Genomic DNA, 21,383 nt, shown 5'->3' on the forward strand with positions numbered 1-21,383 from the left:
AATGCGGATCTCGGTTCAGGAAGACTCGTTTGAGCTGGGGGCAGAGAGCGATGCTTTTGCGGCCGGGATTGAAAACGCAGGCGCGGTAGTGACCTTCACAGGCGTGGTGCGGGATGCAGATCAGGGCGGTCTCCAGGCGATGGAGATTGAGCATTATCCGGGCATGACCGAGAAGGCGCTCACCGCGATTGCTGAGGAGGCCGTGAAGCGCTGGTCGCTGGCAGATGCGCTGGTGATCCACCGCCATGGCCGCCTGGCACCCGGGGAGCGCATCATGATGGTTGCCACCGCTGCGCGCCACCGCAAGGATGCCTTTGAAGCTGCGGAGTACCTCATGGATTACCTGAAATCCCGCGCGCCGTTCTGGAAAAAGGAAATCCTCGCAGGCGGAAGCGCGGACTGGGTTGCGGCCAAGGACGCCGACGAGGACGCGCTCAAGCGCTGGTGAGGCCCGGCGGGCAGGGGGCCTCCCGTCAAGCGTTCAATCATCAAAAGTTGATTTCCGCCTGTTGGACCGGGGGCGCTGGCACAGCCAGCGCATTCTGCAGGCGCGGGAGTGTCCCGCTGGACCAAGCTAATCAGTGCGGGAGCTGGCTGCGCATTTCCTCAGCCTCGCGGCGGGCTTCGCGCAGGCCTTCCATTGCCGCCCGCAGTTCCGCCTCGGTTTGGGTCAGCTGGTTGGTCAGTTCCGCCTCACGCTGCTGCAGGTAAGTGATCGCCTGGTCGCGCGTCTCCTCGGCCTCATGCAGCTCCTGGCTCATCCGGTCCAGGTCGGCCACATCACTCTGGCGCACCCGGGTGAACCGGTGCACCAGCCAGTTGGCAAACCAGCCCATGGCAAAGGCCGCAAACAGGATGATCGCGGTGGTGATGATGAACTCTGTCCTGTTCATTCCTCTGTTGTCTCCTGTGCGCCGTCTGCGCTTTCGGCGGTCTCGCCGCTATCGTCGTCATTTGTTTCCGCCTGCTCCGCCGGGCGGACCAGCTTGAACTCGATGCGGCGGTTGGCCTCGCGGCCCTCTTCGGTGCCGTTGTCGGCAATCGGATCGCTCTCGCCATAACCCTTGGCTGCGAAGGTCGAGGTCACCACCCGGCGCGCGCGCAGTTCGTTCAGGACCGATTGCGCCCGCGCCTGGCTCAGGTTCTGGTTCATCACCTCGCGGCCCTGGCTGTCGGTATGGCCCTGGATCTCCAGCCGCACGGGTCCGCAGCGGCTCAGCACCTCTGCGATCCGGTCCATGGTGCTCGCGCTTTCGGCAGCAATGGTGGCTGAGCCGGGTTCAAAGGCGATTTTGGCTTCGGCCTGCGCACCGGCAAGCTGTGCCTCGCAGAGTTCCGGCGGGATCGGCTGATCCTTGGGAGCCGGCGGTTTCTCGTAGGTGATGTCGAGGCCATAGGTCTCTGCCTCGCCCAGTTTGGCGGACAGGAAGCGTGCGATCTCGGAGAGCGCATCCTTGCGATAGCTCATACCGCGCAGTTCCAGGTTTTCCGGTGTAACCGTGACTGATCCGCGCTGCAGATATGAGAGTGCCTCCAGCCCGGCCAGCACGCGCACCGGCCAGTCGGCGGGCAGATCGGCAACAATCCGGGTGGCGGTGTGCACATTCCCAGAGCCGAAGCGCGCCTTGGCATAGCTGTCGGCCACTGTGCGCAGGGCCGCGTCGCTGAGACGTCCGCGCAGCTGCACCTGGCCTTCCGGGCTGAGGGTTGCGGTGAACTCGGGCGGACCTGCAGTGGCGCTGGCCTCTGGCACCGGCAGCACGGCGTGCAGTGCAAATACCCGGGGCAGGGCGCTTTCCAGCTCGCCCACCACGTGGTCAAAGGTACCGCTGGAGGTGCCTTCTGCTGCAACCAGTGTGATATCGGCATTGGCAATGGTCACGGAACCGCCGCCCAGCTCGGCGAGACTGGCGATACTCAGTTCTGTCGCACGGGCCCAGTTGGGGGAGGGCACGCCCATGCCGATCACGCAATCGGCGTCGCCCTTAAGCCCCGCCTTGCGGGCGGCTTCCAGGATGCGATTGCGGCTTTCCTCGCTTTCGGCAGAGCAGGCGTCGAACTGAGCGCCATCTTTGTCCAGCAGGAACCGCAGGGTGAAGGGAGTGATCACCGGACGCGGCGCCGCAATGTCCATCGCCAGCCGCAACCCCGGAGGCGCCAGACGGCCAAGCTGCTCTTCCAGCTGGTGCTTGGCCTCTTCGCTTCCGGAAATTGCGGTGATGGACACTTCGCCCGCTTCCACCGAAATCTTGGCGCGGGGCAGCAGCTTCAGCGCGTCGACGGCGAAATCCAGGGCCTGCTGCCAGCCGTCGGGCTTGGCATATTTGGCGGTTTCCAAGAGGTCCGCCACATTGCCTTCGCCAGCCAGGGCGTTCAGCTGTTTGACCATCGCCGCGCGGCCGGAGCCCGCGGGGATCAGCCCGATGATGGAGATGCCGCTGTCATTGCGCAGGATTTCCGCGGAAAACCGAGGCGGCGCCAAGCCCTTTGCCGGAGGAACCTCCATCCCGTCGATGATCCGGGCGGCGTCAACCACGCCGCCGATCAGCGAAATCACCGAAAACCGGGTTGCCTCGTCAGGTGCGGTTCCTTCCAGCAGCACTTGAAGCCCGTCCGCGGTTACCTCGGCCCAAGTGAAACCCGCGCGGTCCAGCGCCTGCCGCACCCCGGTTTCGGTGCTGCGTTCCACCGCGGTGACGGAAAACCCGGCGGCCACAAGGCTCAGCCCTGCAGCGGCGGTAAAGGCCAGGCCTGGGATCAGCAGAGTGGACAAGCGCATATGGCGGCAGTTTCCCTTGGTCAGTTAGTGGCTCTTACCGCGCGCGGCGCTGGGGTTCAATCATGCGAACATGGCCAAGGCGAAGAAGATCAGCGGGATCAGGCCGGTATCGCGGTTCAGCCGGAACAGCTGCAGCAGCCGGGCATTGTTTTCCGCGTCAAAGGCGCGCAGCTGCCAGGTCATGTGCCAGCCCATTGCCCAAGGGGCTGCGAGTGCCAGCACCAGCGCCAGAACCGAAGCGTCTTCCAGCATCGCGCCGATGACCGCCATCGCCATCAGGCAGACAAAGGCCACGATGAAACGGCGCAGCCACATCGGGGATTGCGTGCCGAACAGCCGGGCGGTGGATTTCACGCCAATCAGCGCGTCGTCTTCGGTGTCCTGATGGGCATAGATGGTGTCATAGAACAGCGTCCAGGCGATGCCGGCCAAGTACAGTAAAACCGGCGGCCAGCTCATGGAGCCGGTGTGCGCAACCCAGGCCAGCATGGCTCCCCAGTTGAAGGCAAGGCCCAGAAACACCTGCGGCCACCATGTGAAGCGCTTGGCAAAAGGGTAAACCGCCACGGGCAGCAGCGACAGGATGCCCATCGCTATGGCGGCCTGGGTGAAGGTGAGAAGGATCATCAGCCCCAAGAGGCACTGCAGCCCCATCCAGGCCAGTGCACCCTTCACTGTGACCTGGCCGGAGGGGATCGGGCGGGAGCGGGTGCGCTCCACCTGGCCGTCGAAGTTGCGGTCGGTGATGTCGTTCCAGGTGCAGCCCGCCCCGCGCATCAGCCAGGCGCCGCCCGCGCAGCCGATGGCAATCCACAGGTCGCTCCAGCGCGGGCTTTGATCTGCAAGGATTGCCAGGGCAAGCCCCCACCAGCACGGGATCAGCAGCAGCCAGGTGCCGATCGGCCGGTCGGCGCGGCTGAGGCGCAGATAGGGACGTGTCCATTCCGGGGCGTAGGTGTCGACCCAGTTCCCCTTGACCGCATCCGCGACCTGACCCTCTGGTGCTGGTGTCTCGCCTTGCATATGTAGGACCCCATGAGTGCAAAAATCAGACTGTATGTAGAGCACCCTTTGGGCGCAGGGCAATCACTTCCCTTGGATCGTGATCAGGCGCATTACCTGTTCGGAGTGATGCGGCTGGCGGCGGGCGCCCATGTGGCGCTGTTTAACGGCAAGGACGGCGAGTGGCTCGCCGAGGTGGCAGAGGCCGGAAAGCGCGGCGGCACTCTTGTTTGCCAGGAACAGACCAAACCGTTGCAGCTGCCGCCGGACCTGTGGCTGATGTTTGCGCCGATAAAGAAAGCGCGGACCGATTTCATCGTCGAGAAGGCGGCGGAAATGGGCGCGGCGCGCATCCTGCCGATACAGACGGAATTCACCAATTCCGAACGTATCCGCCAAGACCGGCTGCAGGCCCATGCGGTCGAGGCTGCTGAGCAATGCGGCGGTACCTATGTGCCGGAGGTGTCGGACCTTCAGAAGCTCTCCCGCCTGCTGGACCAGTGGCCCGTCGGGCGCCAGCTGATGTTCTGCGACGAGGCTGAAGTGGGTAATGCGCTGCAACTGGCAGCAGAGACGCAGAAAGACGCGCCTTGGGCCATTCTGATCGGGCCTGAAGGTGGATTTTCCGAGGCAGAGCGCAAGCGGCTGCACGCGTTGCCGCAATCCCATGTCGTCAGTCTTGGCCCCCGCATCCTGCGTGCTGATACCGCGGCGGTGGCGGCGATGACCCTGTGGCAGCAGGCGCTGGGGGACTGGTAAAGGAATGCTGCGTGGCTTCGGTCACAAACTGGAAACCAATTTTGGTTAACCTTTGAGCATGTCGTGACGTTCGCGGCCATTGTATCCGCCATCCTGGCTGCACAAGTAAGGAGGGCATGGCAGGCCGCACCGCCCGCTGGACGTATAAATGAGGCGAAACACATGAGTTTCATCCGCCCCGAAGCCCGCGAAACCCTGTGGCAATGGCGCGAGGTTCTGGCTGCCGCGCTGATGTTCCTGGTGGGGCTGAAATGGGCGTATTCCGCGGCCGGCTTCACCGCGATCACCGGTTGGGCGCTGGTTGCCACCGGGCTGGTTGCTGCGGTTATCGGTGTCCAGCGGATGCGGTTCCGGCGCGGCAGCGGCGGCCCTGGCGTGGTGCAGGTGGATGAGGGGCAGATTGCCTATTTCGGGCCGCTCAACGGCGGTGCGGTTGCCGCTTCGGAACTGGAACGGCTGGCGCTGGATCACACGTCCAAACCGCCGCACTGGCTGCTGGAGCAGCCCGGCCAGCCACCGCTGGCAATCCCGGTCAATGCGGAGGGCTATGAGGCGCTGTTTGACGTCTTTGCCGCCCTCCCGGGCCTCAAGACGGAGCGGATGCTGGCAGAGCTGCGCCGCCGCGGCCCTCACCAGGTCGTGATCTGGGAGCGCGCCGCCAGCCGCCCGGAACATCAGCGCCTGCATTGACACTGGCGGCGATTCCGCCCACGACTGACCGTTCAAGACAGATCTAACAGGACGGAGTGCCAGGCATGTCCATTCCCCAGTCCGGCGGCGGGCCGATCGAACGCCACGAGCAGCTTGCCCAGTATCTTGCCGACGGCTGTAAACCCAAGGAAGACTGGCGCATCGGTACCGAGCATGAGAAGTTCGGCTTCTGCAAGGACACGCTGAAGCCGCTGCCCTATGCAGGTGAGCGCTCCATCCTGGCGGTCCTTGAGGGCCTGCGCGACGGCCATGGATGGGCGCCGCTGACCGAAGGCGACAACCTCATCGGCCTGACCAAGGACGGCGCCAACATCAGCCTGGAGCCAGGCGGCCAGCTGGAGCTTTCCGGCGCGCCGCTGGAAACCATCCACGAGACCTGCGACGAGGTGAACGCCCACCTGCGCGACGTCAAGGACATCGCCGACAAGATCGGCGTCGGCTTCATCGGCTTGGGTGCTGCACCGGTCTGGAAGCATGAAGACATGCCGCTGATGCCCAAGGGCCGCTACAAGCTGATGGACGGCTACATGCAGGAAGTCGGCACCATGGGCACCACCATGATGCGCCGCACTTGCACCGTGCAGGTGAACCTCGACTTTTCGTCTGAGGCTGACATGGTGCAGAAACTGCGGGTGGCGCTGGCGCTGCAGCCGGTGGCCACTGCGCTGTTTGCCAACTCCCCGTTCCTGGAGGGCCAGCCCAACGGCCACAAGTCCTGGCGCGCCCGCGTCTGGCGCTCGCTGGACGCCGACCGCACCGGCATGCTGCCGTTTGTGTTCGAGGAAGGCTTCGGCTTTGAGGCCTGGGTGCAATACGCACTCGATGTGCCGATGTACTTTGTCTACCGCAATGGCGAATATATCAATGCGCTGGGCATGTCCTTCCGCGACTTCCTGAAGGGGCAACTGCCCGCGCTGCCAGGCGAAACCCCGACGCTCAGCGATTGGGCCGACCACCTGACCACCATCTTCCCCGAGGCTCGCATCAAGAAATTCATCGAGATGCGCGGCGCTGACGGCGGCCCCTGGCGCCGCCTGTGCGCGCTGCCCGCCTTCTGGGTGGGGCTCACCTATGACCAAAGCGCGCTTGATGCCGCCTGGGATCTGGTCAAGGCCTGGGACGCAGAAACCCGCGACGCCCTGCGCGTGGCTGCTTCTGAACAGGGGCTTCAGGCCAATGTAAACGGCATCAGCATGCACGAGCTGGCCCGCGAGGCGGTTGCAATCTCCGAAAGCGGCCTCAAGGCCCGCGCACGCCCCGGCGCTGGCGGTCTGGTGCCGGATGAAACCCACTTCCTGAACGCGCTGAAGGACAGCCTGGAAACCGGCAAGGTGCCCGCGGACGAGTTGCTGGAGCGCTACAATGGTGCCTGGGAGGGTGACCTCAGCCGGATCTACGGCGAGTTCGCCTACTGACAGCCTGCAGCTTTGCACCTGCAAACCCAGCTTTTCCGCAATGGAAGGGCTGGGTTTTTCTGTTCTGCGGCCCCGGCAGGTCCTGTGGTTTTAGCGGGAGCAGGGCGGTGCCTGATAAGGGTTGATTTGCGGCTTGCCGGCAAAATTGCACACGGATATTCAGCCGCTGTTCATTAAAGCAAAGGTTTGAACTATGCGCGATTTTTTCATCTCGGCCTTCGAGAAACTTGTTGGCCTGATTGTCATTCTGATGGTCGTCGGCGTACTCGGCGGTGCCGCTGCTATTTACGCCGACCCCTTCCAGGGCGGCACTATTCCTGCCCTTTTGGTGCTGCTGGGCGGACTGCTCTATGTGATCATGCTGGGCGGAATGCTGTACCTGTTCCTTGGCATCTACCACAACACCAAGCGAACGGCTGAGGCAGTGGACCGTCAGGCGCAACTGACTCTGCTGCAAAGAAAACCGGCGGCAGGGTGCCCCGCCGCCGGCTGTTTGCTCGTGAGCGGCAGCTTCAGGCCTTATTGCGCCTGAAGTTCTTCCGGGGTCTTATCAGAAATATCAGTCCAGTTGACGCTGGCCTTCTCGATGAAGCCCGGGATGTCGCCTTCCCAGCGTTCCTGAATGTCCTGCGACAGGTTCAAATACAGTGTGTTGTCGACGATTTTCCAGTGGTTCGGGTCACCGTCGAACTTGAAGCCCATCGCGGTGCCAAAGGCGCAGTAGCCGCCATAGGCCGGCACATAGGCCTCGGGATTCTTTTCAAAGGCCGCTTTGTGCTCTTCCGAAGCAAAGCGGTAGGTTGCGTCATTGTAAATGGAAGTGATTTTGTAGCTGCCCTTGGTGGGGGCACCGTCCGTGAAATATGCGACCGGATCATAGCCCTGCATGGCCAGGCCGGTGGAGGATGCGTTGATCTCAACGCCCGCCGCCAGTGCCGAGGTTGCCATTGCAACCGACAGAGCCACACCGCTGATCAGTGCTTTTACTTTGTTCATGGTCCCGTCCTTTCAAATCCCGGCCGCGGCGTTCCCAAATGCTTGCCCGGCCGGCGTTTCACCATGTGTGCCGCGGTATGCTGCGGGTCACGGCACCGATGTGGAGAGCCGGGCGATCACATTCAAAACAACTCAATTTGACTGTGCGCGTGGTGGATGCTCGCTGTGCAACGATGCGCAGAACGGGTGACAGCATGCCCGGATGCATGCAGACTGTGGGCAGGAAAACCGGAGGACAGGATGACACGCGCATTCCCCACCCGCCGCGCCTTGCTGGCTGGTTTTTTGTCAGCCTCAGCGCTGGCAGGAACAGCCGCAGCTCAAAGCATCAGCGGCAGCTACCGCGCCGAGGGCCGCAACCCCGACGGCAGCACCTATACCGGCACGGTGCAAATCCAGGACAATGGCGGCGCTATCGAGATGAACTGGCAGGTTGGCGCCCAGGCCTATGCCGGCACCGGCACCCGCAACGGCGATGTGGTCTGGGTCGATTGGGGCGATACCTACCCGGTGGTCTACGTGCGGATGCCCAGCGGTGAGCTGCACGGCACCTGGTCCAACGGCCGCGCTTTGGAGCGGCTCATTCCATAACCTGGAGCGACAGCACAAAGCGGATCACTTTTTCCGCAGGCATCTCGCAGGGTTTGAGGCGGGCGCCGGACGTGAGCCGGTAAAGGTTGAGGCTGATGTAATCCGTGCCGCCCAGTTCCCGCGCCACCAGCTTCTGCGATTTGCCGCCGGCCAGGTCTTCGCGGGACACCATGTACTTGCACCCTTCCGCAGTCCCGGTGAAGGCGCCCAGCGGCAGGGCGTCGAAAGCTGCAAGAAAGGCCTGCAGCTCCTCCGGCGTCACTTCTGGCCTATCCGCGGCTCAGTGCCCGCCCGCAGGCGGGCGATATTGGCCGAGTGCCTGATGAACACCACTGCCGCCAGCAGCGCGGCCAGCAGGGCAACCGGATGGTAACCCAGCAGCAAGGCCCAGACCGCGCCCGACGCGGCCGAAACCAGCGCGCCCATCGAGGAAATCCGGGTCATTGCCGCTGCCGCCAGCCAGGTCAGGCAGCAGGCGATGCCCACCGGCCAGGCCAGTGCCAGCATCAGGCCGAGGAAGGTTGCCACCCCCTTGCCGCCCTTGAAGCCCAACCAGACCGGAAAGCAATGGCCGAGGAAGGCCATCAGCCCTGCCATCTGCGACGCATCCTCGCCGGCCAGAAAGCGGGCCAGAAGCACCGCCGCCGCACCCTTGCCGCCGTCCAGAAGCAGCGTCAGTGCCGCGGCGGGTTTGCTGCCGGTGCGCAGCACGTTGGTGGTGCCGATATTGCCCGATCCGATTTCCCGCAGGTTGCCGAGGCCGAAAGCCTTGGTCACCACCAGCCCGAACGGCACTGAGCCGAGGCCGTAGCCGATTGCCGCCCACAGGATCAGAACCGCCGCAGAGCTTTCGAGTACTGGCATCAATCCCTCCGGTAGACGGGCTCGCCCGCCACATATGTCGCTTCGACCCGGCCCTGCATCCGCTGGCCGTCATAAGGCGTGTTCTGTGATTTCGAGCGCAGCTTGAAGCGGTCCAGCACAAACGGCACATCCGCATCGAACAGCACCAGATCCGCGGGCGCCTCCGCGGCCAGGCGGCCGCTCTCCAAGCCCAGCCGCCTGGCCGGGTTCAGCGACATGGCGCGGAACAGGGTTGGCAGGTCCAAAAGCTCGGCGTGGTAAAGCCGCAGCGCAGCGGGCAGCAGCGTCTCCAGCGCCACTGCGCCGGCCGCGGCTTCCTCGAACGGCAGGCGCTTGCTTTCCTCGTCCTGCGGCGTGTGCATCGAGGAGATGATGTCAATCAGTCCGGTCCGCACCGCCTCAACCACTGCCAGCCGGTCATCCTCGGAACGCAACGGCGGCTTCACCTTGAAGAAACTGCGGTAGCCTGCCACGTCCAATTCATTGAGCGTCAGATGGTGGACCGAGGTGCCGGCGGTGATGTCCAGCCCGTTGGCCTTGGCGCGCTCCAATGCGGGCAGGGCGCGGGCGGTGGTGATCTGGTCGGCGTGGTATTTCGCGCCGGTCATTTCCAAGAGCGCAATATCGCGGTCCAGCCCCATCCGCTCTGCCATCGGGGAGACCGCAGGCAGGCCGTACAAGGCTGCGAACTTGCCGCTGGTGGCGGCCGCGCCCTTGCTCAGGCCCGGCTCCTGCGGGTGGGCGATCACCAGGGCGCCGCAGGAGCGGGCATAGGTCAGCGCCCGCTGGAACACCTTGGTGTTGCTGACCACATGGTCGCAGTCGGAAAACGCCACCGCGCCGGCATCCATCAGGAAGCCGATCTCAGTCATTTCGCGCCCGTCTCGCCCCTTGGTCAGTGCCGCCATCGGCAGCACGTTCACCGGCGTATCCGCCTGCGCGCGGCGAGTGACGAATTCCAGCGTTTCCGGGCTGTCGATTGCCGGGGTTGTGTCGGGCCGGGTGACGATGGTGGTCACGCCGCCTGCCGCAGCCGCCAGACCCGCGGATTTATAGCTCTCCTTGTGCCGCTCACCCGGCTCGCAGACCTTGACGCCCATATCGACGATCCCCGGTGCCAGGCATTTGCCGCCGCAGTCCACCCGGGTGACGTCGTCCGGCGTGAGGCCTTGCGTGTGAAGCATCTGTGCAGGGTCGGCTGCCTTTTTTTCAACCGCCGCGATCCGTCCATTCCATACCAGAACCGAGCCGGGCGTGTCGGTGCCTGCCTCGGGATCGATCAGGCGGGCGTTGAAGAAGAGAGTGCTCATGCCTTGGCTCTTTCAATTGCGTTGAGAGTCGCGGCCGGGTCGGCCTGGTATTTGATCAGGTGCTTGTCACCGGACTTGGTGATCACCTGCACATAGCCGCCCATGGTTTTGACAGCTTCGATCTGGGAAACCGGCACCGAACGTCCGGCGGGGCCTGAGAGGCTCTCCCGGGTCAGGGTCCAGACCACTGCCAGTTCCTCGCTTGCCATGTACCAGCCGCGCAAGGCAATGGCCGCCAGCCCGCCCACAGCTCCGGTCCAGATATGCGGGCTGTCCATGAACCAGAGCACTGCCATCGCGCCGCCCATGCCAATCGCCGCCATCCAGGCGTGCGCGCGGATGTAAGCGCCGCGGTCCGGCTTGAACTCGATCTCCGCCATCAGAAAAGAAGTCCCCAGACTAAGAGCGCAATCAGCAGCATAACTGCTGTGAACAGGGTGGCCCCGATGCGGCGGGCTTGACTGCGGGCTGCGCGCGGTGACAGCTTGGGGGCGGAGTATGGCTTGGCGCTCTCGGCGGAGGCAGGGACTGCGCTCCAATTGGTTTGCCGCTCGCCATAGGTGCCCGTGAGCACGATTTGTTCTGCCGGGGTCAGCCGCGTTTCTTCGCCGCCAAAGGCGCGGGAGCGGATCAGCAGCACATGGCCTTCCATCGCCTGCAGCATCTCCCGGTCCTCTTCGACCTGCGCCCGCGGCACCCCGCAGCCCTCGGTCAGGTAGCCGGTCAGGCCGATATCCTCCAGATCGGAGACCGGAAAGATCTCCACCTGATCCATGTCCAGCGCTTCGATCCCCAGCACCTGCGCCAGTGCGCCGGGCTCCTTCAGAAACGCTGCCTGCTCGGGCCGCATATTGAGCGCAAACAGGCGGATCACGCCACGCTCACCCGCCGGGATATGGATCACACCCTCCAAGCGGCTCAGCCTGCCTTGGACTGGCGTTCGGCACGCAGGTTGCGGGCCAGCAGGTCCATCGCCGCCATTCGCACCGCGACGCCCATTTCGACCTGCTCCTGAATAACCGAGCGGTTGATGTCGTCGGCAAGCGTCCCGTCGATCTCAACGCCGCGGTTCATCGGCCCGGGGTGCATGACGATGGCGTCAGGCTTGGCCAGCGCCAGTTTTTCGGCGTCCAGGCCATAGCGGTGGTAATATTCGCGCTCCGAGGGGATGAAACCGCCGTCCATGCGCTCCTTCTGCAGGCGTAGCATCATCACAACGTCGACGTCCTTCAGGCCCTCGCGCATATCGTCGTAAATCTCGGCGCCGAACTCAGCGAACTGGCCGGGCACCAGGGTCGGCGGGCCGATCAGCCGGATGCGGTTTTCCATCTTGCCCAAAAGGATCAGGTTCGAGCGCGCCACACGGGAATGCGCGATGTCGCCGCAGATCGCGATGTTCAGCCGGTGCAGCCGGCCCTTGGAGCGGCGGATGGTCAGCGCATCCAGTAGCGCCTGGGTCGGGTGCTCATGCTTGCCGTCGCCCGCGTTCAGCACCGCGCAGTTCACTTTCTGCGCCAGCAGGTCCACCGCACCAGAATGCGGGTGGCGCACGACCAGCAGGTCCGGGTGCATCGCATTCAGCGTCATCGCGGTGTCAATCAGGGTTTCCCCCTTTTTGATCGAGGACGCCTGCATCGCCATGTTCATCACATCGGCGCCCAGCCGCTTGCCCGCCAGCTCGAACGAGGCTTGGGTTCGGGTGGAGTTCTCAAAGAACATGTTGATCTGGGTAAGCCCCGCCAGCACATCAGAATGCTTTTCAGGGCGGCGGTTCAATTCCACGTACTCGTCAGCCAGGTCGAGGATCGCGGTGATCTCATGCGGCTTCAGCGGTTCGATGCCAAGCAAGTGGCGGTGTTCGAAGGACATAGATGGCAGCTCCGCTTGATTTGCCGGTTCTTATAGGCGGAGGGGGCGGAACGGGCAACGGCTGCGTGCGGGGTGCGGTCAGAGAATTTGAGTATTTGCAGCAAGATGACAGGGAGGTGTTCCGCTTGTCCGGCGGGCGGAGTAGCTTGGGCGCATGGAATCGGCATTGGATTACTGGAGCGCCCGGGCGCTGTTGGAGTGGCAGGCGGAGCTTGGCGCCACCGAGGCGCTGTGCGACGACCCCGTCGACCGCTATGCGCTTGAGCAGGCCGCACCCAAGCCGAAACCGGGTGCCGCCCCCGCGCCGCCGCCCAAGCCCAAGGAAGTGGACCCGGTCGAGGTGGCTCAAAAGGCGGCCAAAGGCGCAGCCTCCCTGCCTGCGCTGCGTGACGCGATGGATGAATTCGGTCATTGCGACCTGAAGCGCGGCGCCCGCAATCTGGTGTTCTGCGACGGCCAGGCCGGCGCGCGGGTGATGATCATCGGCGAGGCGCCGGGCCGGGATGAGGACCTGCAGGGCAAGCCCTTTGTGGGCCGCGCCGGGCAGCTTCTGGACAAGATGCTGGAGGCGATCGGCCTCAGCCGCGACGAAAATGTCTATATAACCAACGTGCTGCCTTGGCGGCCGCCGCAGAACCGCGACCCGCTGCCTGCCGAAATTGCCATGCTGACACCCTTTCTGGAGCGGCATGTGGCACTGGCTAAGCCGGAGGTGCTGGTGCTGATGGGCAATATCAGCTGCCAGGCGGTACTGGGCAAACGCGGTATCACCCGGCTGCGCGGGCAGTGGGACCAGGCCTGGGGCAAGCCGGTCATTCCGATGTTCCACCCCGCCTACCTGCTGCGCCAGCCTGCGCACAAACGGCTGGCCTGGGCGGATCTGCTGGAGCTGAAGGCGCGGCTGGGGAGCTTGACCTGAGGTAGTCCCATGAAAATTCTGGCGTTCTCCGACTTGCATCTCTCAGCATCCCATGCTGCGGATATCGTTGCCGCCAGCGCCGGTGCGGATCTGGTGATCGGGGCCGGTGATTATTGCAACATGCGGATGGGGCTGGACAGTGCTGTCGCCATGCTTGCGGGCCTGAAGGCACCGATGGTGGCAGTGCCGGGCAACGGCGAAAGCGCGGATGAACTGCGTGCGGCAGGATTTGCAAACACCACCGTGCTGCATGGAAACGGCAAGGATGTCGAAGGGCTGCGCCTGTTTGGGCTGGGGTATGGCGTGCCGGAAACGCCCTTTGGCGGCTGGTCCTGCGACCTGAGCGAAGTGCAGGCAGCCGCGATGCTGGCAGCCTGCGTTCACGCGGACATCCTGATCTCCCATTCGCCGCCCAAGGGACTGGGGGATGTGACTTCAGGCGGGCTTTCCGTTGGTTCCACCTCGGTACGCGCAGCTGCGGAACGGATTCAGCCGCAACTCTTGCTGTGCGGACATGTGCATGATTGCTGGGGTTTTCGCGGCAACCTGGGCAAAACGCAGGTGGCCAATCTTGGTCCCGGAGTAAGCTGGTTCGAGGTGGAGCCGTGATTGATCCCGTGACCTTGCTGGCCTTCATCCCGGCTGCGCTGGCACTGAACCTGACGCCGGGTGCGGACATGATGTTCTGCCTGGGTCAGGGCCTGCGGTCGGGACGCCGGGCCGCCGTGGCAGCCAGTGCCGGGATATCGGCTGGCGGCATGGTGCATGTCACTCTAGCGGGGCTGGGCCTTGGCGCTGCGGTTGCAGCATTGCCTGCGCTGTTCGGCGTGATCCGCTGGCTCGGCGTGGCGTATCTTCTGTATCTCGCTTGGAGCGCCCTGCGCAGCGGCCCGGTCAAGGCAGGGAGTCCTGCAGTGCCTGCCCGGCAAGCTTTCCGTTCCGGTTTCCTGGTCAACCTGACCAACCCTAAGGTGATCCTGTTTGTTCTGGCCTTCGTACCGCAATTCGTGCGGCCTGAGGCCGGACCAGTGCTGGCACAGTTTCTAGTTTTCGGGCTGATCCTGGCCGCGGGCGGATTTGTCATAAACGGGCTGGTGGGCATTTTCGCAGGCCAGGCCGGACGGCGGCTGACAGACTCGCCGGTGTTTGCGCGCTGGCTGGGCAGGGTTTCGGCCGGAATTTTCACAGGGCTGGCCGTGCGGCTGGCGATTATGGAGAGGGCATAGATGTCCCGTATCGACGAAAGCATGGAGTTCATACCAGTCCGCATTGCGGTACTGACCGTGTCGGATACCCGAAAGATGGAAGACGACCGCTCCGGCCAGGTGCTGGTCGACCGGCTGCGGGAGGCGGGCCATACCTTGGCAGACCGCAAGATCATCCCCGATGAGAGGGGCGAGATCGCCGCTCAGTTGCGAGCCTGGATTGCCAACCCGCAAGTGGACGTGGTGATCTCCACCGGCGGCACCGGTCTGACCGGTCGCGACGTGACGGTGGAAGCGCACCGCGACGTCTATGAAAAGGAAATCGAAGCTTTCGGCACTGTCTTCACTTGGGTCTCGATGCAGAAGATCGGCACCAGCGCTGTGCAATCGCGGGCCACTGGCGGCGTGGCAGGCGGCACTTATCTGTTCGCGCTGCCCGGCAGCCCTGGCGCCTGCAAGGATGGTTGGGATGAAATCCTGTCAAAACAGCTCGATTACCGGCACCGGCCCTGCAATTTCGTGGAAATCATGCCCAGATTAGAGGAGCATCTGCGACGGAAGTAACCGTGCGCGGCGTGTAACCTCGCAAACCTGCGCGGAAAATCCTATATTTCCAAGCGGGCACAAGGCTTTTGCGCTTTGGCTGGCCGTGCGCGGCCCCGGCAGCAGCCGCCACCGGAAGGGAGAGACATGCGCTTTTTGCGTCAAAGTTTGATGGGGCTTTTCCTGGCGTCGCTGACGGCGGCCCTGCTGCTCTATGCCGGGCAGCTGATCTTTGGTGCAATTGAGGCGCAGCTCAACGCCGAGCGTAAGGCGCCACCGGTGCGCGAGCGGGTCTTTGCGGTCAATGTGGTGACTGCGGATCTGCAGACGGTGGCACCGGAACTCACGGCCTTTGGCCGCGTGGAAAGCCGCCGCACGCTGGAATTGCGCACAGCCGCAGGCGGCCGGGTGGTGCAACTGTCGGAGGATTTCGAAGAAGGCGGTGCGGTCCGGGCGGGCGAGGTGCTTGTGCAGGTCGACCCGGCGGATGCCCAGGCAGCGCTGGACCGGGCCGAGGCAGACATGATGGACGCCCGGGCTGAGGAGCGCGATGCGGGCCGGGCGCTGATCCTGGCGCAGGATGAGCTGCAGGCGACCCAGGACCAGGCGCAGCTGCGCGAACGCGCCTTCCAGCGGCAGGTGGACTTGCAGGACCGCGGCGTCGGTACTGCCGCCACCGTGGAAACCGCGGAACTTGCGGCGGTTCAAGCCCGCCAGACCGTGATCTCGCGCCGCCAGGCGGTCAGCCAGGCAGAGGCGCGCGCGGATCAGGCCGCTACCCGGGTGGCCCGGGCGCAAATCGCGCTGGATGAGGCGCGGCGTGACCTGGAGGACACCACCATCAGAGCGGGATTTGACGGTACCCTGCAATCGGTCAGCCTGGTGCAGGGACGGCTTGTCTCCGCCAATGAAAAACTTGCTGATCTGGTCGATCCGGACCTGCTGGAGGTGGCGTTCCGGGTCTCCACCGCGCAATACGCCCGGCTGCTGGACGGTGACGGCCGTTTGCTCAAGGCTCCAGTACGGGTGACGCTGGATGCGGCCGGAGCCGGCCTCAGCGCAACCGGACGGATATCACGCGCCAGCGGTGCGGCGGGGGACGGGCAGACCGGGCGGCTGGTCTATGCCAGCCTGAACGCGGCCCCCGGTTTCAAACCCGAAGACTTCGTGACGGTTCACGTGACAGAGCCTGAAGTCCGCGCGGTCGCGCGGGTTCCGGCCTCCGCGCTGGGCGCGGACGGCACTGTGCTTCTGCTGGGCGAAGAGGACCGGCTGGAGGCGCTGCCCGTTGAGCTGGTGCGGCGCCAGGGCGACGACGTGCTGATCCGCGGCTCCGGGCTGGAGGGACGTGAAGTTGTCACCGGCCGCACGCCCTTGCTGGGGGCAGGCATCAAGGTGCGCCCGCTGCGCCAGGGCGCAGAAGTGCAGGCGCTGCCGGAGCTGATCGAACTCACAGACGAACGCCGCGCCCGGCTGGTGGCGCTGGTTGAGGGCAACAGCAGGATGCCCTCTGAGATAAAGGCGAAGATGCTACAGCAGCTGGCTGAGGCCAAGGTGCCCGCACAGCTGATCAGCCGGATTGAATCCCGGATGGGAGGCTGATCCCGATGGCGCGCAGGCTCCCCCGGCAGGCCCGCGGGCTGTTCAGCTATTTCACCCGCCACCGCACCGCGGCCAACCTTTTGCTGGTGATCATGCTGGTGCTGGGCGCCGCTGCGATGCCCAACATGCGGGCGCAGTTCTTTCCGGATGTGATTGTCGAACGCGTCACGGTTTCTGTTGAATGGGAGGGTGCTGGCCCCGAGGATGTGGACAGTGCCATTGTCCAAGTGCTCGAACCTGCTTTGCTGGCCGTGGATGGCGTAGAGGAGACCTCTTCCATCTCCCGCGAAGGGCTGGCCACACTGACACTGGAATTTGAACCGGGCTCCGACATGGGCCAGGCCACCGACGATGTGCAGACTGCGGTGGACGGCATCACCACCCTGCCGGAAGAGGCTGAGGAGCCGGAGGTGCGCCGCGGCGCCTGGCGCGACCGGGTGACGGATGTCGTGATCACCGGGCCGGTCGGGGCAGGGCAGCTGGGTCTTTTTGCTGACGAACTGGTGGTGCGCCTCTTTGAGGCGGGCGTCACCCGTACGACAATCCGCGGTGTGGCAGCGCCGGAAACCATCGTCGAGGTGCCGACCGCCAAGCTGATCACCCACGACATCACCATGCGCGAGATTGCGGAGGCAATTGCGGCAGAGGTCGATGCCGAACCTGCAGGCGACGTATCCGGCGCCAACGCCCGCGTGCGCACCGGCAGCGAGAAGCGCAAACCGGATGAGCTTGCAGCCATCGTGCTGCGCACCAATGCCGACGGTTCGGTGCTGACCATCGCTGATGTGGGGCAGATCCGGGTCGAAGGCGTGGACCGCAACCGCTCCTACTTCGTGGATGATAACCCGGCGATGTCGATCCGGGTGGACCGCTCCGATCAGGGCAACGCCATCCGCCTGCAGGCACAGGTGCAGGAGGTTGTGGATGAAATGCAGGCAAGCCTGCCGCAGGGAGTGACGGCTGAGCTGATCCGCACCCGGGCGCAGTCCATCACCGACCGCTTGGATATTCTGGTCGACAACGGCCTGATGGGGCTTGGCCTGGTGCTGTGCCTCTTGTTCCTGTTTCTCAACACCCGCATCGCCTTTTGGGTCGCAATGGGCATCCCGGCCTCGATGTTTGCTGCTGTCGCGCTGATGTATGCCGCCGGGATCACCATCAACATGGTCAGTCTGTTTGGCCTGATCATCACCCTGGGCATTGTGGTAGATGACGCTATCGTCGTAGGGGAACACGCTGATTTCCGGGTCCGCCGGCTGGGCGAAAGCCCGATGCAGGCAGCGGAAAACGCTGCCCGCCGCATGGCGATGCCGGTCTTTGCTGCGACACTCACCACAATCATTGCCTTCTTCGGGCTGACCCTGGTGGGCGGCCGGTTCGGCGAGCTGATCCGGGATATCCCCTTTACTGTGATTGCGGTGCTGGCAGCCTCGCTGGTGGAATGTTTCCTGATCCTGCCCAACCACCTGGCCCATGCGCTGACCCACGCTCAGGCGCGCCATTGGTATGACTGGCCGAACCGGATGGTGAACCGCGGCTTCCGCTGGCTGCGCGACCATGCCTTCCGCCCGCTGATGGGCTATGTGGTCACCGCCCGTTACGCGGTAATGGCGGGCGCTCTGGCAATCCTGGCCAGCCAGGCGGCGCTGTTCATCAACGGCGATGTGCAGTGGCGTTTCTTCAACGCGCCGGAGCGCGGCTCGGTCACCGGAAACTTCGCCATGGTAGAGGGCGCCAGCCGCGCCGACACAATGGCGATGATGCAGGAGATGCAGCGCGCAACGGAGGCACTCGGCGCTGAGTACGAAGACCGCTATGGCCGCAACCCGCTGGATTTCGTGATGGCGGAGGTGGGCGGCAATGCCGGCCGCGGCCTCAGCGGGGTGGAGGCCAAGGACACCGACCTTCTGGGCGGTATCTCGATTGAGCTGATCGACGCCGACCTGCGCCCCTATTCCAGCTTTGCCTTTGTGGCGGAACTGCAGGAGCGGGTGGTGCGCCATCCGATGGTCGAGACCGTCTCCTTCCGCAGCTGGCGCTCGGGGCCGGGCGGCGATGCGCTGGACGTGCAGTTCTCCGGCCCCAGTGTGCAAGTGCTGAAAGATGCCTCCGAAGATCTGAAAACCGCACTTCTGCGCTTCCCGGAGGTCTCGGCGGTTGAGGACAATCTCGCCTATGACAAGGAGGAGGTGATCCTCGATCTTACCCCGCAGGGGCAGGCGCTGAACTTCACCATCGGCAGCCTGGGCCAGGCACTCCGGGCGCGGCTCAACGGGATCGAGGCGGCGACCTATCCCGACGGCCCGCGCAGCGCCACCATCCGGGTGGAGTTGCCGGAGAATGAGCTGACCGCCGATTTCCTGGAGCGCACCCTGATGCGGGCGCCCAGCGGCATCTATGTGCCGCTTGCCGATATCGTCTCCGTTAACCAGCGCACCGGTTTCTCCACCGTGCGCCGCGAAAACGGCATCCGTGTGATCAGCGTGACGGGTGATATCTCCGAAGATGATCCGGCGCGCGCTGAGGCGGTGACCCAGGCACTTCAGGACGAGATCCTGCCAAAGATCGCCAGCGAGCGGCAGGTGGAGTGGCGCCTGTCCGGTCTGGCAGAGCAAGAACAGACCTTCCTGCAGGAGGCCGGCACCGGTCTGATCCTCTGCCTCACCGGAATCTACCTGGTGCTGTCCTGGATTTTTGCCAGCTGGACCCGGCCGCTGGTGGTGATGGCGATCATTCCCTTTGGCCTCGTCGGCACCATCTGGGGCCACTACGTATGGGAAGTGCCGCTGTCCATGTTCACTGTGGTGGGACTGTTGGGGATGACCGGGATCATCATCAACGATTCCATCGTGCTGGTAACCTCCATTGACCAATACGCGAAGGATCGCGGCTTGATCCCTTCGATCATCGACGCGGCGGCAGACCGGCTGCGCCCGGTGATGCTGACCACGATGACCACAGTGCTGGGTCTCGCGCCGCTGCTTTTCGAGCGCTCACAGCAGGCTCAGTTCCTCAAACCCACGGTGATCACACTGGTTTATGGCTTGGGGTTCGGGATGTTCCTTGTCCTGCTGGTGGTCCCGGCGCTGGTTGCAATGCAGCGGGACCTGTCGCGGCCGATGGCATCGCTGCGCCGCGCGTTGCGGCAGGGGGCAGGGCGCCTGCGCTGGCTGGTTCTGGGCACCGCGCTGGCGCAACTGGGCTGGCTGGTGCTGACGCTGGGCTGGGCGATGGCAACCGGAGCCTTGCATCCTGCGCTGCGGATGATCCCGGCGCTGGCGGCAATGGAGCCGGTGCGGGCCGGATTGCTGGCTTTCCTTCTGGGGGCCCTGGCATTGGTACTGCTTGCCTATGCGGCGGGCGGAATTGCCTACCGGCTCAACGCCCGCCAGCGGGTCTGAGCCAGCCGCGCCACGTCGCCGACCTGATCCAGCAGTTGCAGGCCGCGGGACTCGATTTCTGCGATGGGAATCCATTCGGCCTGTTCGGCGTCATCATCCGGCACCGGTTCACCGCTCAAGTATTCGCACAGCACCACGGTCAGCAGATACTGCCGCTGCGCCATACCGGATGAATCGCGCGAGATCACATCCACATTGGTGAGATATTCCAGCGGCCGGGCAGTCACACTGGTCTCTTCCATCAGCTCACGCGCCGCGGCCTGCAGGGCGGTCTCGCCCATCTCCACGTGGCCGCCGGGGAAGCCCCACCAGCCTGCGTTCGGCTCTTTGCCGCGCTGCACCAGGATCACCTGGTCCTGCCCGCCGGAATGGCGGCAGACCACGGCAATGGTGCCCAGAACCGGGCGGGCAGGGCTGCTGGCTGCGCTCATCCGGCGCTGCAGCCCTGGATATCAACTGCGTGGTTCTTTCCCAGCACGGTGATCCGCAGCTGCGAGCGGTCGATGGCGTAGGCATTGCCGTCCGCTGGCAGAAACTCGGTCTCCGCTACCAGCTGCCCGCCCTCGCGCCGCGTCTTGGTTTCGCCGGCATAAAGCTTGGGGTTGCCCGGTTCGATCACCGCAACCTCCTCGCCGCCGGCAGAGGGCATCGAGATGCGGGCGGTTACCGTCATGCCGTACTGCGACGGGCGCAAGCTGCAGGATGCCTTGCGCACTCCGGCTTCCTTAGCCGACCAGGGGCGGCTCGCCATGGCTGCGGCAATTGCCGGGTGGCGGCCTGCACCGCTGTCCAGTTCACGGTCAAATTTCAGCTCTGCTGGGACGCAGACATCCTTGCATACTCCCAGCTGCATCCGCCCCTTCAGGCGCACCGGCTTGCCGGGGGTTTCAGGCGTGATCTCCACCGGCAGCACCAACTGGTCATGATAACCTATGGTGCGGTAACCGGAGGTCAGGAACACTTCGGGAGAGGGCCAGGTGATCGACAGCCCGCCGACATTGCGTGCCCCGCGCCAGGAAAAACTGGGCGGGATGCCCGCATCGCCGGGTGCGCGCCAATAGGTCTTCCACCCTGGCTGCAGGGTGATCCGCAGCGCACCCAGATGAGTGCCGCGGGAGGTCATGCCGCCATCCAGCACCTCGACCTGAACGATATCGCCGTCCGCGGCGCCGGCAAGAGCAGGCGTGACAGGAGCCACAGCCAGCAGAGCTGCCGCGGCGGCAGCGGTTTTGATCAATGTCCGTTTCATACTTGAATAATTGCGCCTGCCAGCCAGGTTTGCCAAGTCACGATCCGGTCATGCTTCCCTCATCCTACTGTGTTTGCGGCAAATTTGCCGGAGCCTGCGCGGAGTTGCGCCGATGCGCCCCTTGCGCGGCAAGCGGGTGCGCGTCATGGTGGGGGGAGGCAGCAGAAA

The 21,383-nt window shown here is 64.4% G+C and carries 24 protein-coding genes; 12 read left to right on the plus strand and 12 right to left on the minus strand.

Annotated features, from left to right (window positions below; translation table 11 throughout):
• Position 1 precedes the first annotated feature (1 nt).
• A complete protein-coding gene (locus A9D60_RS01190) occupies positions 2-448 on the plus strand; it encodes a molybdenum cofactor biosynthesis protein MoaE (protein ID WP_065265905.1) in 447 nt (148 codons plus the stop codon).
• A 130-nt stretch (positions 449-578) separates the two neighbouring features.
• Here the strand turns inward: A9D60_RS01190 and A9D60_RS01195 are convergent, their stop codons facing one another.
• The 3 genes from A9D60_RS01195 to ubiA are packed head-to-tail and all read right to left on the minus strand — an operon-like array spanning position 579 to position 3,802.
• Complete coding sequence (locus A9D60_RS01195) at positions 579-893, minus strand: hypothetical protein (protein ID WP_065265906.1); 315 nt, start codon at positions 891-893, stop codon at positions 579-581.
• A complete protein-coding gene (locus A9D60_RS01200) occupies positions 890-2,779 on the minus strand; it encodes an OmpA family protein (protein WP_065265907.1) in 1,890 nt (629 codons plus the stop codon). The genes A9D60_RS01195 and A9D60_RS01200 overlap by 4 nt, the downstream gene beginning before the upstream one ends.
• Before the next feature lie 60 nt (positions 2,780-2,839).
• Positions 2,840-3,802, minus strand: coding sequence for a 4-hydroxybenzoate octaprenyltransferase (ubiA, locus tag A9D60_RS01205; protein WP_065265908.1), 963 nt, complete (start codon positions 3,800-3,802; stop codon positions 2,840-2,842).
• A gap of 12 nt (positions 3,803-3,814) precedes the next feature.
• Here ubiA and A9D60_RS01210 point away from each other — a divergent pair, with 12 nt between their 5' ends.
• From A9D60_RS01210 to A9D60_RS01225, 4 genes are all read left to right on the plus strand, one after another.
• Positions 3,815-4,540 carry a 16S rRNA (uracil(1498)-N(3))-methyltransferase gene (locus tag A9D60_RS01210; RefSeq protein WP_065265909.1) on the plus strand — a complete coding sequence of 242 codons (726 nt, stop codon included), beginning with the start codon at positions 3,815-3,817 and terminating at the stop codon, positions 4,538-4,540.
• Between the two features lie 162 nt (positions 4,541-4,702).
• Complete coding sequence (locus tag A9D60_RS01215; RefSeq protein WP_065265910.1) at positions 4,703-5,230, plus strand: hypothetical protein; 528 nt, start codon at positions 4,703-4,705, stop codon at positions 5,228-5,230.
• A 65-nt stretch (positions 5,231-5,295) separates the two neighbouring features.
• The gene (locus A9D60_RS01220; RefSeq protein WP_065265911.1) at positions 5,296-6,666 is read left to right on the plus strand and encodes a glutamate--cysteine ligase; all 1,371 of its coding nucleotides are present in this window, start codon (positions 5,296-5,298) and stop codon (positions 6,664-6,666) included.
• Between the two features lie 193 nt (positions 6,667-6,859).
• Positions 6,860-7,198 carry a hypothetical protein gene (locus tag A9D60_RS01225; protein WP_254656601.1) on the plus strand — a complete coding sequence of 113 codons (339 nt, stop codon included), beginning with the start codon at positions 6,860-6,862 and terminating at the stop codon, positions 7,196-7,198.
• Here the strand turns inward: A9D60_RS01225 and A9D60_RS01230 are convergent.
• On the minus strand, positions 7,186-7,662 hold the full coding sequence (locus A9D60_RS01230; protein ID WP_065265912.1) for a YHS domain-containing (seleno)protein: 477 nt from the start codon (positions 7,660-7,662) through the stop codon (positions 7,186-7,188). The genes A9D60_RS01225 and A9D60_RS01230 overlap by 13 nt on opposite strands.
• Before the next feature lie 240 nt (positions 7,663-7,902).
• Between A9D60_RS01230 and lfb1 the strand changes: the two genes are divergently transcribed.
• Positions 7,903-8,253: an LIC10280 family protein gene (gene lfb1 / locus A9D60_RS01235; protein WP_065265913.1), complete on the plus strand. Its 351-nt coding sequence runs from the start codon at positions 7,903-7,905 to the stop codon at positions 8,251-8,253.
• Here the strand turns inward: lfb1 and A9D60_RS01240 are convergent.
• The 6 genes from A9D60_RS01240 to A9D60_RS01265 are packed head-to-tail and all read right to left on the minus strand — an operon-like array spanning position 8,243 to position 12,296.
• Complete coding sequence (locus A9D60_RS01240; RefSeq protein ID WP_083194057.1) at positions 8,243-8,515, minus strand: hypothetical protein; 273 nt, start codon at positions 8,513-8,515, stop codon at positions 8,243-8,245. The two genes, lfb1 and A9D60_RS01240, sit on opposite strands and share 11 nt — an antisense overlap.
• Complete coding sequence (plsY, locus tag A9D60_RS01245; protein ID WP_065265914.1) at positions 8,512-9,117, minus strand: glycerol-3-phosphate 1-O-acyltransferase PlsY; 606 nt, start codon at positions 9,115-9,117, stop codon at positions 8,512-8,514. The genes A9D60_RS01240 and plsY overlap by 4 nt, the downstream gene beginning before the upstream one ends.
• Complete coding sequence (gene pyrC / locus A9D60_RS01250; RefSeq protein WP_065265915.1) at positions 9,117-10,427, minus strand: dihydroorotase; 1,311 nt, start codon at positions 10,425-10,427, stop codon at positions 9,117-9,119. The genes plsY and pyrC overlap by 1 nt, the downstream gene beginning before the upstream one ends.
• The gene (locus A9D60_RS01255; protein WP_065265916.1) at positions 10,424-10,807 is read right to left on the minus strand and encodes a hypothetical protein; all 384 of its coding nucleotides are present in this window, start codon (positions 10,805-10,807) and stop codon (positions 10,424-10,426) included. The genes pyrC and A9D60_RS01255 overlap by 4 nt, the downstream gene beginning before the upstream one ends.
• A complete protein-coding gene (locus A9D60_RS01260) occupies positions 10,807-11,340 on the minus strand; it encodes a hypothetical protein (RefSeq protein WP_065265917.1) in 534 nt (177 codons plus the stop codon). Before A9D60_RS01260 ends, A9D60_RS01255 begins: the two co-directional genes overlap by 1 nt.
• Before the next feature lie 5 nt (positions 11,341-11,345).
• Positions 11,346-12,296 (minus strand): aspartate carbamoyltransferase catalytic subunit, encoded by a 951-nt coding sequence (locus tag A9D60_RS01265; RefSeq protein WP_065265918.1) that lies wholly within the window; start codon positions 12,294-12,296, stop codon positions 11,346-11,348.
• Between the two features lie 154 nt (positions 12,297-12,450).
• Here A9D60_RS01265 and A9D60_RS01270 point away from each other — a divergent pair, with 154 nt between their 5' ends.
• The 6 genes from A9D60_RS01270 (at position 12,451) to A9D60_RS01295 (ending at position 19,966) form a co-directional block, all read left to right on the plus strand.
• Positions 12,451-13,215 (plus strand): uracil-DNA glycosylase, encoded by a 765-nt coding sequence (locus A9D60_RS01270; protein ID WP_065265919.1) that lies wholly within the window; start codon positions 12,451-12,453, stop codon positions 13,213-13,215.
• 9 nt (positions 13,216-13,224) lie between these two features.
• Positions 13,225-13,824 (plus strand): metallophosphoesterase family protein, encoded by a 600-nt coding sequence (locus tag A9D60_RS01275; RefSeq protein ID WP_065265920.1) that lies wholly within the window; start codon positions 13,225-13,227, stop codon positions 13,822-13,824.
• Positions 13,821-14,441, plus strand: coding sequence for a LysE family translocator (locus tag A9D60_RS01280; RefSeq protein WP_065265921.1), 621 nt, complete (start codon positions 13,821-13,823; stop codon positions 14,439-14,441). The genes A9D60_RS01275 and A9D60_RS01280 overlap by 4 nt, the downstream gene beginning before the upstream one ends.
• On the plus strand, positions 14,442-14,984 hold the full coding sequence (moaB, locus tag A9D60_RS01285) for a molybdenum cofactor biosynthesis protein B (protein WP_065265922.1): 543 nt from the start codon (positions 14,442-14,444) through the stop codon (positions 14,982-14,984). It begins immediately after the preceding gene.
• Positions 14,985-15,110: 126 nt separating this feature from the next.
• Positions 15,111-16,565, plus strand: coding sequence for an efflux RND transporter periplasmic adaptor subunit (locus A9D60_RS01290; protein WP_065265923.1), 1,455 nt, complete (start codon positions 15,111-15,113; stop codon positions 16,563-16,565).
• Between the two features lie 5 nt (positions 16,566-16,570).
• On the plus strand, positions 16,571-19,966 hold the full coding sequence (locus tag A9D60_RS01295; RefSeq protein ID WP_065265924.1) for an efflux RND transporter permease subunit: 3,396 nt from the start codon (positions 16,571-16,573) through the stop codon (positions 19,964-19,966).
• Here the strand turns inward: A9D60_RS01295 and A9D60_RS01300 are convergent.
• Together A9D60_RS01300 and A9D60_RS01305 are read right to left on the minus strand one after the other, a co-directional pair.
• Positions 19,936-20,397: an NUDIX hydrolase gene (locus A9D60_RS01300; protein WP_065265925.1), complete on the minus strand. Its 462-nt coding sequence runs from the start codon at positions 20,395-20,397 to the stop codon at positions 19,936-19,938. The genes A9D60_RS01295 and A9D60_RS01300 overlap by 31 nt on opposite strands.
• Positions 20,394-21,215, minus strand: a complete 822-nt coding sequence (locus tag A9D60_RS01305) for a protein-disulfide reductase DsbD domain-containing protein (protein ID WP_065265926.1) — start codon at positions 21,213-21,215, stop codon at positions 20,394-20,396. Before A9D60_RS01305 ends, A9D60_RS01300 begins: the two co-directional genes overlap by 4 nt.
• Positions 21,216-21,383: the final 168 nt, after the last annotated feature.

The sequence above is a fragment of the Leisingera sp. JC1 genome, assembly GCF_001679925.1.
Classification (GTDB): domain Bacteria; phylum Pseudomonadota; class Alphaproteobacteria; order Rhodobacterales; family Rhodobacteraceae; genus Leisingera.

Coding starts and splice junctions, on each gene's coding strand:
- A9D60_RS01190 (WP_065265905.1), top strand. CDS start 2: ATGCGGATCTCGGTTCAGGAAGACTCGTTTGAGCTGGGGGCAGAGAGC.
- A9D60_RS01195 (WP_065265906.1), bottom strand. CDS start 893: ATGAACAGGACAGAGTTCATCATCACCACCGCGATCATCCTGTTTGCG.
- A9D60_RS01200 (WP_065265907.1), bottom strand. CDS start 2,779: ATGCGCTTGTCCACTCTGCTGATCCCAGGCCTGGCCTTTACCGCCGCT.
- ubiA (WP_065265908.1), bottom strand. CDS start 3,802: ATGCAAGGCGAGACACCAGCACCAGAGGGTCAGGTCGCGGATGCGGTC.
- A9D60_RS01210 (WP_065265909.1), top strand. CDS start 3,815: ATGAGTGCAAAAATCAGACTGTATGTAGAGCACCCTTTGGGCGCAGGG.
- A9D60_RS01215 (WP_065265910.1), top strand. CDS start 4,703: ATGAGTTTCATCCGCCCCGAAGCCCGCGAAACCCTGTGGCAATGGCGC.
- A9D60_RS01220 (WP_065265911.1), top strand. CDS start 5,296: ATGTCCATTCCCCAGTCCGGCGGCGGGCCGATCGAACGCCACGAGCAG.
- A9D60_RS01225 (WP_254656601.1), top strand. CDS start 6,860: ATGCGCGATTTTTTCATCTCGGCCTTCGAGAAACTTGTTGGCCTGATT.
- A9D60_RS01230 (WP_065265912.1), bottom strand. CDS start 7,662: ATGAACAAAGTAAAAGCACTGATCAGCGGTGTGGCTCTGTCGGTTGCA.
- lfb1 (WP_065265913.1), top strand. CDS start 7,903: ATGACACGCGCATTCCCCACCCGCCGCGCCTTGCTGGCTGGTTTTTTG.
- plsY (WP_065265914.1), bottom strand. CDS start 9,117: ATGCCAGTACTCGAAAGCTCTGCGGCGGTTCTGATCCTGTGGGCGGCA.
- pyrC (WP_065265915.1), bottom strand. CDS start 10,427: ATGAGCACTCTCTTCTTCAACGCCCGCCTGATCGATCCCGAGGCAGGC.
- A9D60_RS01255 (WP_065265916.1), bottom strand. CDS start 10,807: ATGGCGGAGATCGAGTTCAAGCCGGACCGCGGCGCTTACATCCGCGCG.
- A9D60_RS01265 (WP_065265918.1), bottom strand. CDS start 12,296: ATGTCCTTCGAACACCGCCACTTGCTTGGCATCGAACCGCTGAAGCCG.
- A9D60_RS01270 (WP_065265919.1), top strand. CDS start 12,451: ATGGAATCGGCATTGGATTACTGGAGCGCCCGGGCGCTGTTGGAGTGG.
- A9D60_RS01275 (WP_065265920.1), top strand. CDS start 13,225: ATGAAAATTCTGGCGTTCTCCGACTTGCATCTCTCAGCATCCCATGCT.
- moaB (WP_065265922.1), top strand. CDS start 14,442: ATGTCCCGTATCGACGAAAGCATGGAGTTCATACCAGTCCGCATTGCG.
- A9D60_RS01290 (WP_065265923.1), top strand. CDS start 15,111: ATGCGCTTTTTGCGTCAAAGTTTGATGGGGCTTTTCCTGGCGTCGCTG.
- A9D60_RS01295 (WP_065265924.1), top strand. CDS start 16,571: ATGGCGCGCAGGCTCCCCCGGCAGGCCCGCGGGCTGTTCAGCTATTTC.
- A9D60_RS01300 (WP_065265925.1), bottom strand. CDS start 20,397: ATGAGCGCAGCCAGCAGCCCTGCCCGCCCGGTTCTGGGCACCATTGCC.
- A9D60_RS01305 (WP_065265926.1), bottom strand. CDS start 21,215: ATGAAACGGACATTGATCAAAACCGCTGCCGCCGCGGCAGCTCTGCTG.